This window comes from Cryocola sp. 340MFSha3.1, from assembly GCF_000383315.1.
In the GTDB taxonomy this organism is placed as follows: Bacteria; Actinomycetota; Actinomycetes; order Actinomycetales; family Microbacteriaceae; genus Leifsonia.
Genome location: NZ_KB911087.1, coordinates 589,827 through 603,377, shown reverse-complemented (window position 1 = coordinate 603,377; position 13,551 = coordinate 589,827). Strand labels below are relative to the sequence as shown.

At 68.6% G+C, this 13,551-nt stretch carries 12 protein-coding genes and 1 pseudogene; 4 read left to right on the top strand and 9 right to left on the bottom strand.

The genetic code is table 11. From position 1 onward, the window contains the following. Nucleotides 1–224: 224 nt before the first annotated feature. The 3 genes from H284_RS20640 to H284_RS0102870 all read left to right on the top strand — a co-directional run bounded on the left by H284_RS20640 (nt 225) and on the right by H284_RS0102870 (nt 2,678). Entirely contained in the window at nt 225–1,295 is a 1,071-nt protein-coding gene (locus tag H284_RS20640) for a pentapeptide repeat-containing protein (RefSeq protein WP_196802818.1), read from the top strand. 272 nt (nt 1,296–1,567) lie between these two features. Next, the gene (locus H284_RS0102875; RefSeq protein ID WP_020075081.1) at nt 1,568–1,954 is read left to right on the top strand and encodes a DUF5063 domain-containing protein; all 387 of its coding nucleotides are present in this window, start codon (nt 1,568–1,570) and stop codon (nt 1,952–1,954) included. Nucleotides 1,955–2,036: 82 nt separating this feature from the next. Beyond that, the gene (locus H284_RS0102870; RefSeq protein ID WP_155885439.1) at nt 2,037–2,678 is read left to right on the top strand and encodes a hypothetical protein; all 642 of its coding nucleotides are present in this window, start codon (nt 2,037–2,039) and stop codon (nt 2,676–2,678) included. Here H284_RS0102870 and H284_RS0102865 read toward each other — a convergent pair. The 8 genes and pseudogenes from H284_RS0102865 to H284_RS0102830 all read right to left on the bottom strand — a co-directional run bounded on the left by H284_RS0102865 (nt 2,672) and on the right by H284_RS0102830 (nt 10,328). Further along, nucleotides 2,672–3,127, bottom strand: a complete 456-nt coding sequence (locus tag H284_RS0102865) for a hypothetical protein (RefSeq protein WP_020075079.1) — start codon at nt 3,125–3,127, stop codon at nt 2,672–2,674. The genes H284_RS0102870 and H284_RS0102865 overlap by 7 nt on opposite strands. 101 nt (nt 3,128–3,228) lie before the next feature. Then, entirely contained in the window at nt 3,229–4,350 is a 1,122-nt protein-coding gene (locus H284_RS0102860) for a fatty acid desaturase family protein (RefSeq protein WP_020075078.1), read from the bottom strand. Between the two features lie 357 nt (nt 4,351–4,707). Further along, nucleotides 4,708–5,160: pseudogene (locus tag H284_RS21305) on the bottom strand (WapI family immunity protein); the annotation flags it as partial. Then, nucleotides 5,157–6,266, bottom strand: a complete 1,110-nt coding sequence (locus H284_RS0102850) for an acyltransferase family protein (protein WP_020075076.1) — start codon at nt 6,264–6,266, stop codon at nt 5,157–5,159. The pseudogene H284_RS21305 and the gene H284_RS0102850, both read right to left, overlap by 4 nt. Nucleotides 6,267–6,292: 26 nt before the next feature. Further along, a complete protein-coding gene (locus H284_RS0102845) occupies nt 6,293–7,135 on the bottom strand; it encodes an NAD(P)-dependent oxidoreductase (protein ID WP_020075075.1) in 843 nt (280 codons plus the stop codon). Between the two features lie 44 nt (nt 7,136–7,179). Then, nucleotides 7,180–8,460, bottom strand: coding sequence for an RNA polymerase sigma factor (locus H284_RS0102840; protein ID WP_020075074.1), 1,281 nt, complete (start codon nt 8,458–8,460; stop codon nt 7,180–7,182). Nucleotides 8,461–8,474: 14 nt separating this feature from the next. Further along, a complete protein-coding gene (locus tag H284_RS0102835) occupies nt 8,475–8,816 on the bottom strand; it encodes a YciI family protein (protein ID WP_020075073.1) in 342 nt (113 codons plus the stop codon). A gap of 114 nt (nt 8,817–8,930) precedes the next feature. Continuing rightward, nucleotides 8,931–10,328 carry an MFS transporter gene (locus H284_RS0102830; protein WP_020075072.1) on the bottom strand — a complete coding sequence of 466 codons (1,398 nt, stop codon included), beginning with the start codon at nt 10,326–10,328 and terminating at the stop codon, nt 8,931–8,933. Between the two features lie 172 nt (nt 10,329–10,500). On the opposite strand from H284_RS0102830, the gene H284_RS0102825 reads away from it, so the two are divergent. Further along, a complete protein-coding gene (locus H284_RS0102825) occupies nt 10,501–12,393 on the top strand; it encodes a glycoside hydrolase family 15 protein (RefSeq protein WP_020075071.1) in 1,893 nt (630 codons plus the stop codon). Here the strand turns inward: H284_RS0102825 and H284_RS0102820 are convergent. Then, entirely contained in the window at nt 12,302–13,447 is a 1,146-nt protein-coding gene (locus H284_RS0102820) for a hypothetical protein (protein WP_020075070.1), read from the bottom strand. The two genes, H284_RS0102825 and H284_RS0102820, sit on opposite strands and share 92 nt — an antisense overlap. Nucleotides 13,448–13,551: the final 104 nt, after the last annotated feature.

Below are 13,551 nucleotides of genomic sequence, written 5' to 3'. Positions count from 1 at the left end.
GATCATCGCGCATCACTAGCCAGGTGTCCCTGTCGCAGCGGATAGGCTTCGGGCGCGTCACACGAGCATTAGAACATATGTTCGAATGAACGGCGATGTCGACAGCGGGTATCAGGGGATATAGAGGGTCCATTTGCGGTGCGTCGCAGCCGAGGTCAGATAGGTTTTCTGCCATGCGTTTGCTTCTTCCTCGGTCTGCATGGGCGAGATGGGCCGTAGGGGGCTTGTTAGTCGTCGCTCTGCTCGGCGCGATCGGCCCCCTGCCGTCCTGGATTGTCGCTTGGACCGTCAATACGGGATTGAGCGCTGAGCAGTGGGCTGGCGCAGTGTCGGAAGAACGGCGAAGCGTGCTCCTGGTGCTGGGCGGTCTAATCGCCGTCATCTCGCTCTACTACACGGCTCGGCGTCATGCCCTCAATGAAGACTCGAATCGGACTGATCGCTACTCGGCGGCGATCGTCAACCTTGGCTCGGAGTACGCGGAAGTTCGAACGGGCGGTGTCTACGCGCTGGAAAGGATCATGCGCGAGTCGAATCGCGACCGTGCGGCCATCAGCGACGTGCTTTGCGCCTTTGTGCGAGCGCGTGCAGTACAGCGTTATGACGAGGACCAGCAGACCTTCGCGCCGCTGCCAATTGACCTTGATGCCGCTGTTAGAGTGATCGCTCGCCGCGGATCGGTCGCGGACGGCTACCCGCCCGCTGATTTAGCCGGAACCGATCTGAGTGGGGTGTATATCCCAAACGCTCAGCTAGCGAACGCGAATCTGCAAGGTTGCACCCTGTTCAGGGCGGATTTGACAGGCGCCGATCTAAGCGGGGCCAAACTGAGCGGGTCGATCCTCAACCTCACAATATTGCGCGCAGCCGACTTGTCTAACACTGATGCTGGAGTGTCCGGCGAGTTGAAATCCGCAAGGACGACCGGCACCCAGATGCAGGAAGCAAAACTTGCAGGATCACGGTGGGTGCGATGTACCTTTCACGTCGCCCAACTCACCGAGGTGTCAGCGGCCTCAGCCGATTTCACGTACGCTCACTTCAATTCCTCTAGCCTGACCGGAGAGTTTGTCGGCGCCGATTTCCTTGGTGCCAGCTTCAACGAAACAAGCGTTGGGGGCGACTTCCAAGGGGCAAACCTGCGGGAAGCAGGCGGCTCTACAAGCTTTTTCCGGGCCAGCTTTGAACAAGCGGATCTGACGGGTGCTCGGTTCGGCGGGTGTATCTTCGACAACTGCAACTTCAACGGAGCCCTGACGGACTCGGCGACAAACAACGAGCTTCCGCTTGTATAACGCTCGCCGCGGCTCGCCAACTCTGCGCAGGCCCCGTAAGGGCCAGAGATGGTGAGGCATGGCAAGCGTAACTCCACGAGTCAGTCGTTCCGGCAAGACAACTTCATGGAGAGTGCAAGCCCGCGACCAGACCGGCCACATGCGGGGGCTTTCCTTCCCAGAAAGGTCAGAAGCCGACGCATTCGCGGCGTCCGTTGACAGGCGCGGGTGGGACTGGGCACTAGCTGAACTCAAGGGTTCGCTTGACCTGCCGGAAGTCTGGACCTTAGGGCGTGGTCACGCTGGCCTATCGGATTCCGCCGATTCCTGTGAGAGCGCACGACGCGCCGGAACCTGATGGCATCCCGCACGAGGTCTGGCTCTCCACGATGAAGGCCGTGCAGGCTGTACTTGGCGACTGGGACGACTACTGGACCACGACGAGCATCGTCAAGGAGGCTCCCGTGAACCTCTCGCTGGCTGATGCGCTGGCTGACATCTGGCGGGAACTTCGGAGCGGGCTGGATGCCCTCGAATCAGGAAACCCGAGGGAGGACGTCCTCTGGGAATGGCGGTTCGACTTGCGAACCCACTGGGGACTCCACGCCGTCGAAGCCCTTCGCGCACTGCACCAGAGAGTCCTCGCGTCGGAGGAGTCCCATCCCGTCGCCGAACTGTGAGTCGTTGCGCACTTCGTGTCGAGTGGTGGGCAGAGGTCGCGACTCGGTAGGGTTCGGCAGGGATGCAGCGGGGAGGAAGAGCGTGCGTCGTCGAGTCGTGACCGCGTGGTCGGCGTATGGGGCTCTCGTGCTCGTGGGCCTCGTCTCTGCGGTGGTCGCCGCCGTGAATCGTGTGGGTACGTCGTCGCTCGGATCATCGGCGGGGCTGACGCTCGGGGCCGTCATTCTCGGTGGGGGACTGCTCGCAACCGTCGTGGTGACCGGCGTGTGGGGCTTGCAGAACTTTCGGTGCCGGGCCGCACTGCATCGCCGGTATCCGGATGCGGAGGTGTTGACGGCGCGGCGGGATGACTTCCGCGACCTCGTCGACGTCGACGCGCTCGGCATCCGGTACCAGGACATCCCGTACTTCGTCGGCGTCGTCGTGGATGAGAGCGGCATCTCGGCCTGGGCGGGCGGCGATCCCGGCGAGGCTCCCCGCATGCTGGCCTTGCTCCCGTGGAGCGAACTGGGTCCGCTGGAGCGCTCGGCGACGGAGAGCGCCCTGCCGCGATACGTCCTCCGCTCGAAAGTCGACACAGGGGGTGGCGTGGTGGCGCTGCAACTGAGCTTGAGTTCGGCGTGGTCGGGCGGCCTGCTCCCGCAGGGGTACCGGGCGTCGGGTGAAACCCTGGCGGCGCTGGAGGCGGTCCGAGTGCGGCCGGCGTCACCGAGACGTCAGTAGCGTCGAAGGTCCTCCGAATCGGTCGATCTGAGACGCCCGGGAAGCACGCCCCGAATTCCCCGACGTCCGGTCTCGACGTGAACGGAGCCGTCGTCGAATGTCAGCTCCACGCGCGATCGCCCGGGGCCGACCCATTCCCGTATGCGACCGGCGGCGACGGCCTCGATGGCCTTCTCCGCGAAGCTGATGCCGGATTCGTCGTAGGTGAGCTCCCACCGACCGCCGCCTCCGCTCTCGACTTCCAGCACGATCCACTGGTCGGCGATAAGGGTCACGGAGCGAGCGCCCTGCCGGTGCGGGAGGACGCGGATCACTGGGATGCCGTCCGGCTGCTCGGCGATGACCCGAGCGCGGGACCCGACGATTCGTCGCGCGGCCGCCTCCAACCGTGCGAACGTCTCGGGCGTGGCGCGATCGGGCCATGCGTCCGCGTCCGCCGTCGATGCCACGCACCGACCCTGATCGAGCCGCCGTCGCACCCGCCAGCGCCGCCGACTCGTCAGTCGTTGCTCCGCGTATCGACTGGTGACGTGATGTCGCAACGCGGCCGTCACTCCGTCTTCGACGCGACCTGCCGCAGCTCCAGGAGCGGGCAGCTGAACGGGTCCTTGTCTCCGAGGCCGACCTGGTTGATGTGGCGCGTGACGATCGCGTACGACTGCAGGAGGCCCGTCTCGGTGTAGCGGGTGCCGTTAGCGTCGCAGAAGGCGCGGATCATCGGTGCGGCCCGGCGCAGGTGCGGGCGCGGCATCGAGGGGAACAGGTGGTGCTCGATCTGGTAGTTGAGCCCGCCCATCAGGAAGTCGATGGTGCGTCCGCCCCGGATGTTGCGACTCATCAGCACCTGTCGGCGGAGGAAGTCGAGCTTCATGTCGTGCGGCACCAGCGGCATCCCCTTGTGGTTCGGCGCGAACGACATCCCCATGTAGAAGCCGAACAGTCCCAGCTGAACGCCGAGGAACGCGGCCGCCTTTCCCGGCGGGAGGACCAGGAGCACGAGGGCCAAGTAACCGAGGATGCGGACCGCGAGGAACGACACCTCCACGGCCCGGCGCCGCAGCTCACCGCGCGCGAACACCCGCCGAACGCTCGAAGCGTGCAGCGACAGACCTTCGAGAAGCAGGATGGGGAAGAAGAACCAGCCCTGGTGTCCGATCAGCCAGCGCACCGGCCGGGAGCGTTTCGCCTCCACTTGAGCCGGCGTGAAGGACATCACCGGCAGCTCGATGTCGGGATCGGCGCCCTCCTGGTTGGGATTGGCGTGGTGCCGCGTGTGCTTGTGCTGCCACCAGCCGTAGCTCATCCCGACGAACAGGTCGCCGACGATGAGGCAGATCCAGTCGTTCCAGCGGCCGGACCGGAAGATCTGCCGGTGGGCGGCGTCGTGGCCGAGGAAGGCGATCTGCGTGAAGACGAACGCGAACACCACGGCGGTGACGAGCTGCCACCAGCTGTTGCCGATGATGAGGAACGCCGCGATCATGGTCGCGGTGACGACGGGGACCAGTATGAGTTTGGTCCAGTAGTAGCCGTAGCGACGGTGCAGGAGACCGGCCTCGCGGACCATCGTCGCGAGCTCGGAGTAGCCCCCGTCGCGTCCGGTCGAACGTGTGGCGGACGAGCGTACGCCCGTGGGCTGGAGGCCCGTCGAGCGTGGAGACAGTTGCGACATTGCGGGCCCCGAATCGTTGCGAGTCGCGCCTGGGTCCGGGACGCTGTGTCGCCGATTCTACGCCGCCCATCACGATCGTGGCGGTATGGCGGCGACCTCTCAGGTGCGGTTGCGCTTGGCCAGCGTCGAGCGCCGCACCAGGCCGATCACCAGGGTCGCGATCACCAGCACGATGCCGATGATCCCCAGCCACAACAGCCCCTTGATGGCGAAGCCGACGATCGCGAGGATCACCCAGAGCACGATGAGGACGATGACCAGGATGAGCATGCTCCGACCGTACTCCACGGGAGGCAGGAAGTAACCCGTCTCCGCGGGGGAAGGCTGGCTCATGCCCTCCCAGAGAGCCGACAGCTCGGCCGCCCAGTGGGCGGCGAGCGACCGCAGATGACGGTGCGTGAGACGGAATGACACCGGATGGCCGTCCTCGAACCGAACCTCCTCCGTTGCCCAGGGCGGCGCGCCTTCGTGGGCGAAGACAATGGTGATCGTTGCGCCGTCGGTATCCACCTCACTCCGTTCGAAGCGCAGCGCCGGCTCGATGAAGTCCAGGGAATCGGCGTGCGACGGATCGCTCTCGTCGAGGCCGCCGTCCCCGGCAGCCGCCAGCCACTTCTCCAGCGCCCGTGCCTCCTGGATCGTCAGGCACGGGTCCGTGAACCGCCACTCTCGTCCATCGACGCCGCCGTGCCCGCGGATCACCAACCAGTCGCCGTCGCCGATGCCGTCGCCTGAGCCCGGGAGCAGATCCGGAAACTGGCGATCGTCGATCGTCAGTTCCACGAACCGGCCGTCGCCCTCGAACCTCACACTCGGCCGGTGACCGTCGCCGGGCCCGCCACCCGCTGACGCGCGACGAGGCGGTGGTGGAAGCGCCGCGCCAGTGGGCGCTCCAGCGCGAACCACGAGACCGTCGCCGCCGCCACGGTGAGGGGGAGCGCCAGCAGGAGGGTGATGTTCGGGTCCGGGGCGAAGCGCACCTGGAGCAGCAGGATGATCGGATAGTGCCACAGGTACATGCCGTAGGAGATCCGGCCCAGGTAGTCGAACGGCGGCAGCGAGAAGATCCGGGTGAGTAGTGAGCTCTGGTGCGTCACGAGGAAGGCGATGAGCGCGCAGGTCGCGATGCCGACGGCCGGGAGACCGATCGTGTAGTACAGGTAGACCTTCTTCTCGGCGCCGGCGACGTTGAACTCGGGGACGAGCACCGCGACCGCGGCGAGGTAGACGAGTGCCGGGCCGACCGCCCACGCGGAGACGCGGCGGAGGATGTTCCCGGCGCCCGCGTGGAACGCGACCGCCAGCAGAGCGCCCATCAGCAGCATGTCGACGCGGAAGGTCGTCGCGAACGTCTGGTACAGGTTGCTCGGGTCGAAGACGAGGAAGCGCGAGACCACCACCGCGAGCACCAGCACGCCGATGAGGATGGTGAGGGCGCGCAGCGGCCGGCGGAAGCGCAGCGCCAGGATGACCAGCAGCGGCCAGAGGATGTAGAACTGCTCCTCGACGGAGAGCGACCAGAGCGGTCCGAAAGCGCCGAGCGCTCCGCTGTTGGTGATGACGATGAGCCAGTTGGAGAAATAGAACAGCACGCCCGGCGTGGACGACAGCGTCGCCGGGGCCAGCGTCCCGAACCGACCGGGGAGGAACAGCGCGATGGTGTCGACGACCAGCACGAGCAGCAGGAGCGCGGGGACCAGGCGGAGGATGCGGCGGCCCCAGAAGCGCAACAGGTCGATGCGACCCAGCTTCTCGTGCTCCCGGAGCAGCAGCGTCGTGATGAGATAGCCGCTCAGGACGAAGAAGACGTCGACGCCGAATCCGCCGCCGTGCATCCACGAGACATGGGCGTGCGCTGCGATCACCGCGAGGACGGCGAAGCACCGGATCCCGTCGAGTCCCTTGATTCTCTGCACAGGCAGAGAGTCTAGGTCACGTCGGCTCAGCGGTCGCGCGCGATCACCGAGAAGTCCTTGTCGCCGAGCCCCGCATTCACGGCACGTTGCAGCTCGGCGGCGATGAGGGCCGCCGCCGGGAGCGGGGCGTCGGCGGTGGCGATCATCAGGCGGAGGTCCTTGGCGAGCAGGGAGGCGGAGAACTGGGTGTCGTCGAAGTCGCCCGACGCGACGACGGGGCCTTTCATGCCGGCGATCGGGGCGATGGTGGTCAGCGGCAGCATCGAGAGCACCTCATCGGTGGACAGGCCGCCGGCGGTGCCCAGCCGGAGGGATTCGCTCAGCGCCTCCATCGAGATGGCCAGCGCCAGGTTGGCGACCAGCTTCGCGGCGGCCGCCTTCTCGGGGCGATCGAAGGTGCGGATCTTGTCCGAGTCCGCCCACATCGCCACGATGTTGCGGGCATCGCGGGTGGCGTCGTGCTTCCCGCCGATCAGCACCGCGAGGCTCCCGGCACGTGCCGGGGCGAGCGAGCCGACCACCGGCGAGTGGATGTACCGCACGCCCGCATCCTCGGCCCACGCCGCGAAGTCGGCCGCGTCGGAGGGCGCGACGGTCGTGACGTCGATCCACAGTGCCCCCTCCGGGATCGGCAGGGACGGCTCGATCACGGTCTCGCGAACGGCCTCCGGGCCGAACAGGACGGTGATGACCGCGTCTGCCCCCTCGACCGCCTCGGCGGCAGAGGACGCGATGTGCGCGCCCCGGCGTCCGACCGCTTCGGCCGGTTCGGGGGACCGGTTCCACGCCGTGACGTGGTGACCGGCGTCGATGAGGTGGGTGACCAGCTCGCGGCCCATGCGGCCGAGCCCGAGGAAGGCGATGTGCATGTCATCCACTGTGCGCCTGCGGCAGCGCGCAGGGAAGGGGCGGGTCAACTCCGCCGGGTGAGCGCATCCCGTCGCGCGAGCAGGAACGCGCGCTCGGCGTCACCGCCGCACAGCGAGGCGGCGACGGCGTACTCGTCCGCCGCCTCGGCCGTCCGCCCGGCACGCAGCAGGAGCCCGGCCCGCACGCCGTGTAGCAGGTAGAAGCCGGCGAGCGGTTCGCGCAGCGGCTCCAGCGCGGCCAGGCCCGCGTCCTCTCCCTCCACCTCCGCCACGGCGACCGAACGGTTCAGCGCGACCACGGGCGTGGGCGAGGCGCGCAGCAGTTGGTCGTAGAGAGCGACGATCTGCGGCCAGTCCGTGTCCGCGGCCGTCGGGGCGTCGTCATGCACCGCTTGGATAGCCGCCTGCAGCTGGTACGGACCCGGCCGCCCGCGCGCCAGGCACAGGCGCACCAGCTCGTGGCCCTCGGCGATCTGCTCCGCGTTCCAGCGGGACCGGTCCTGCTCGGGGAGCGGGATGAGAGCGCCCGCCGCGTCGACCCGGGCCGCGCGGCGCGCATCCACCAGCAGCAGCAGGGCGAGGAGGCCGAGCACCTCCTCCTCGTCCGGAAGCAGGGAACGCAGTTCGCGTGCCAGCCGGATCGCCTCCGTGCACAGCTCCTCCCGCACGAGCCGGTCACCGGCGCTCGCTGCGTACCCCTCGCTGAACACGAGGTACACCACGGCCAGCACGGAGCGCAGCCGGGCGGGGAGGTCGTCGGCGGAGGGGATGCGGTACGGGATGCGCGCGTCGCGGACCTTCGCCTTGGCGCGCGAGATGCGCTGCGCCATCGTCGCCTCGGGTACGAGGAACGCCCGGGCGATCTCGGCGGTGGTCAGCCCGCCGAGCAGGCGGAGGGTCAGCGCGACGCGTGCCTCCGGCGACAGGGCGGGATGGCAGCAGGTGAAGACGAGGCGGAGCCTGTCGTCGGCGATGGCGTCGGCGGCGGCGTCGGCGGCATCTGCAGAATCCGCACGGCCGTCGCCGGTCAGCTGCCGCAGCAGCATCGCCTCGGCTTCCTTCTCGCGCCCGACCGCATCCCGCCGCAGCCGGTCGATCGCTCGGCGGCGGGCGGTCGTGATGATCCAGCCGGCCGGTGCGGGCGGGATGCCGTCGCGCGGCCAGCGCTCGGCGGCGACGGCGAAGGCGTCCTGCACCGCGTCCTCTGCACGGTCGAGGTCGCCGAAGACGCGGTACAGCACGGAGACGGCGCGGCCGTACTGCTCGCGGAACGCCGCCGCGATCGCGGCGGCGTCCGGCAGCGGAACCGCCGCACCGTTCTCCATGCCGGGTGCTCCCGTCACTCCGCGAAGGGCCGCACCTCGATCGGCAGAGTGGCGGCCAGCGCGAGTCGCCTGCCCCACTCGAGCGCCGCATCCAGGTCCGGCGCCTCGACGATCGTGAAGCCGCCGAGATGCTCCTTGCCTTCGGCGAAGGGGCCGTCGGTGACGAGGACTTCGCCATCCTGCGGGCGCAGCACGGTGGAGGCCGACACCGGGAGCAGGCCGTTGGAGAACACCCAGGCGCCGGCCGCACGGATGTCGGCGTTCAGGGCGTCGAGATCGCGCCCGATGGCGGCGAGCACCTCGGGCGGCGGAGCTGCTCCATCCGGCTGGTAGACGCTGAGCAGGTACTGGGTCATTGTCGTGTTCCTCTCCGGAGCGCCGCTGGGGAGGGCGCTCTCACCGTCTACACGAACACCCTGCCGCATTCTCGACAGCGGCGGCGGAATCCGCCGGAGTCTGCCTCCACCGGTTCAAGCGAGCGCGCGACGGTGACGGTCCTCCGGCAGGAACAGCGCGGCGATGAGCCCGCCGACGCCGAGGATCGCCAGCACGGCCATCGCGGTGCCGTACGCCGCACCGCCCGCGTCGATGTTGGCGACGAGGATGGTGCCGGCGATCGCCGTGCCGAGCGTCGAGCCCAGGTTGGACACGCTCCGCGACAGCCCGGAGATCTCTCCCTGCGCCTTCTCGGGGAACGCCGACTGCACGACGTTCACCGACGGCGTGAGCATCAGCCCGAGCCCGGCGCCGATCAGGAACAGCCCGGGCACGAACGACCACTCCGTCGTGCTCACCGCCACCAGCCAGATCAGCAGCACGACACCGGGGATGCAGAGCACGAACCCGGTCAGGATGAGGCCCCGCTGCGAGAAGCGCTTCGCCAGCCTCCCGGCGACCAGTGATGTCAGGAGCAGTCCGACCGTCGCCGCGGTGAAGATGACGCCGGTCTCGATGGCGTTGTGGCCGCGAACCACCTGCAAGTAGGCCGACACCGTGAACGAGGTGCCCATCAGGAGCACCCACTGCAGGTTCTGAGTGATCAGCGCGATGTTCGACACCCGGTTCTTGAACAGGGAGGTCGACAGTAGCACCTCCTTGCCCGCGCGCTCACGGCTGCGCACCCACCAGAAGAAGAGGAAGAGGATCACGATCCCGGCGAGGACGAGCCCGATCATCAGCGGGACGCTGGTATCGGCCGCGAGGATGCCGAGCACCAGCACGAAGAGTCCGAGGGCGGAGAGCACGGCGCCGACGACGTCGAACGGCCGGTCGGGGTCGGCCGGCACCGGGTCGGTCAGACGGCGGCTGAGCAGCAGGATGATCACGATGATGAGCGCCTGGAACAGGAACGCGGCGCGCCAGCTGATCGCGCTGGTGATCAGGCCACCGATCAGCGGACCGGCGGCGGCGCCGATGCCGCCGAGCGCGCTGATGATCCCGAACGCCCAGGCACGCGTCGCGATGTCGGGCAGGTAGAGGGTGGTCAGGATGTAGACCGGTGGGATCAGCAGCGCCGTCCCGATCCCCTCGAGGATGCTGTTACCGAGGATGAGAGCCCACAGCCCCGGGGAGAGCGCGCTGATGATCGCGCCGATCCCGTAGACGATGAGCCCGAGGGTGAAGCAGCGCTTCCGGCCGATCTTGTCGGTCAGCTTGCCCGCCGGGATCATCAGGGCGGCCATGGTCAGCAGGAACAGCGTGATGCTGACCTGGATGCCCTGGACGGTCGTGTCGAGATCGCGCGACATGTCGTTGATCATCACGTTCATGTTCGAGCCCGCGAAGCTGCAGATGAACTGCGCGAGCGCGAGCGGCGCGATCAGGCGCCGGACCGATGCGTGCGAGACGCCGACGGCTGCTGCGGTCATGGTGACCTCCGATCGGGAGGGGACCTCCGATCGGGAGGGCGGACTCCGCCCGGATGGTAGCTCCGCGGGTGCGACCCCGGGTAGACGGCAATCCGTCCGGCCCGGAACATCTCTCTCGCCGGTCGGAGGGTCGCGGGGTTACCATCCGGCCATCGACTGGAGGGACACCATCATGGCCGCAGACGAGCACGCCTTCCCGGATATCGCCGACCACGGCCTGATCGGCGACCTGCAGTCCGTGGCCCTGGTGTCCACCGAGGGATCGATCGACTGGTTCTGCTCACCCCGCTTCGACTCGCCCGCGGTCTTCTCGTCGCTGCTCGACCGCGAGAAGGGCGGGTTCTTCCGCATCCGGGCGGAGGACGACGGGATGCGGATCAAGCAGATGTACTTCCCGCAGACGGCCGTCCTCATCACCCGGTTCATGTCTCCCTCCGGGGTCGGCGAGGTGATCGACTTCATGCCCGTTGCCGACGAGCCCACCATCCCGAGCGACAACCGCGTGGTGCTGCGCGGCATCCGGGTCGTCCGTGGCGAACTCGACTTCTATATCGAGTGCCGCCCGCGATTCGACTTCGGCCGCCGTCACCACACGGCGAGCGCGGCCGACGGCGGCGTGGTGTTCGAGGGCGACGCGGTTCGCGCATCCCTCACCGGGCTGACGGCCGACGAGCTCGCTGCACTGGACCTCTCCGGCGGCGATGTGGATGCGACGGTCACGGTCGCGGCGGGAGAGCTCCGGCTCTTCGTGTTCCAGACCGCGCCGGAGTCCGGAGCCGAGCCGCTCACCGCGGACGCCGGGCAGGCGGCGTTCCGCGAGACCGTGGCGTTCTGGCGGGACTGGCTGCAGCGCAGCACCTACTCGGGCCGCTGGCGCGAGTCGGTGGAGCGTTCGGCGATGGTGCTGAAGCTGCTGCAGTACGCGCCGAGCGGCGGACTGGTCGCCGCACCGACGGCCGCGCTGCCCGAGCAGCTCGGGGGAGTGCGCAACTGGGACTACCGCTACACCTGGATCCGGGACGGCTCGTTCTCGGTCTTCTCGCTCCTCGCGCTCGGCTACACCGAGGAGGCGATCTCGTTCGCGCTGTGGGTCTCCGACCGGGTCGCCGAGCAGGCCGGCGAGAGCTCCGGCCCGCTGAAGATCATGTACCGGATCGACGGCTCCTCCGACCTGGAGGAGCGCGAGCTGGAGGACTTCGAGGGCTACGCGGGGTCGCGTCCCGTGAACATCGGCAACGGCGCCGCCGACCAGCTGCAGCTCGACATCTACGGCGAGGCGATGGACGCGCTGTACGCCACCGAGGGCTACCGGCCGATCGGGCACCCCGGCTGGAGCAAGCTGTGCCGCATCCTGGACTGGCTGGTGGCGAACTGGGACCAGCCGGATGAGGGCGTCTGGGAGACGCGCGGCGGCCGCAAGGACTTCACCTACGGGCGCATCATGTGCTGGGTCGCCTTCGACCGGGCCATCGCCATCGCGCGCGACCGCGGCCTCCCCGCTCCTCTCGAGTCGTGGATCGAGGCGCGCGACGCCGTCTACGAGCAGGTGTTCACCCGGTGCTGGAACCCGGACCGGCAGGCGTTCGTGCAGTACCCGGGCACCGACGTGGTGGATGCGATCACCCTGCTCATGCCGCTGGTGGGCATGATCTCGCCGCAGGACCCCATGTGGCTGTCGACGCTCGACGCGATCACCGAGGAGCTGGTGACCGATAGCCTGGTGTACCGCTACAACCCGGCCGCGTCGCCGGACGGCCTGCCCGGCGCGGAGGGCACGTTCTCGCTGTGCTCCTTCTTCTACGTGAACGCGCTCGCGGACGCCGGGCGCATCGAGGAGGCGCAGTACGCCTTCGAGAAGATGCTGACCTACGGCAACCACCTGGGGCTGTTCGCCGAGGAGATCGACCCGGCGGGGCTGCAGCTGGGCAACTTCCCGCAGGCGTTCACTCATCTCGCGCTGATCCGCGCGGCGATCACTCTGGACGCTGCGCTCGACCGGCAGCAGAAGCGAGAGGCGGCCCCTGCCGGCGGGTCGCGGACGACCTCCCGCCGACCGCGCCGCTGACGCGCAGGTAGACGATCAGCCAGGCGAACACGACGACGCCGGCGACGAGTTCGGTCGCGGTCAGCACGTAGTAGCCGACGACGAAGAACAGCAGGACGGCCACGATCGTCGCGAAGAACACGTAGCCGAGCACGAAGAACGCGACGGGAGCCTCGGGCAGCGCCGCCCGCACCCAGAAGACGACGAGCGAGAACACCAGCACCATCCCGACCGCCGACACGTTGTGCAGGACCTGCGAGACGTTCAGCGGGAACAGCCCGACCCCCGCGAGAAGCACCCCGATGAGGATGAGTCCGACGCGGACCCGGATGAGCGCGGCACGCTGACGGTCGGCGACCGGATCGCCCTCCGACGCCGGGGCCAGGAAGCGCGTGTCCGTCGCGTAGCGCGCCATCGCCGTGACGATCACGCCGGCGATGATCAGGGTCAGGTTGAAGGAGAGCGAGGAGATCGACTGGGTCATGCCGAGGGCGCTCAGGTGCAGCATCCACCAGTGCGGGTCCGGCGCGCTCAGCATCGCCGCGAGGATGCCGACGATGACGAAGGCGGCGAGCACGGTGGACAGCCGCATCAGGCTCATGTTCACCGCCGACAGGAACACGGCGTACCCGGTGACGGCCGCTGCGGTCGCCGCGAGAACGGACGCGGAGAGGAAGTACACCGTCGCGTCCTGGAACCCGTCAGCGAGCACCGTTCCGAGCACCAGCCAGCCGAGGAGCGCGATGACGCCGTGCGCGACGGCGATGGCGATGGTGTCGAACACGTCGACCGGGGAGACGCCCGGCCGTCGCCGCTCGCCGGGGGTGGCGAACGGGGTGAGGCCGTCGCGCATCCACAGCCTCCCGACCACGTACGCCAGCACGGCGACGATCCCGCCCGCATACGCGACGAACTGGCCGACGGAATCCGGGCCGGCGATCGGCAGGTCGCGACCCCAGAACAGCGGGAGGGCGACGATGCCCGCGAGGACGAACGCAGCGGCGCCCGCGACGATGGCGGCCCCCTCCGCCTTGAGCAGCGGAGTGCGCCGCATCTGCCCAACGGTGTCGCCCATGTCACCACCTCGCCGGCCGGGAACGCGCTCACTGTACCGCCATGCGGAGCGCAGGCACCAGGCAGCGTTCCCGCCGCCGGGCCGACCGCGCGGCCGCCGCGGGG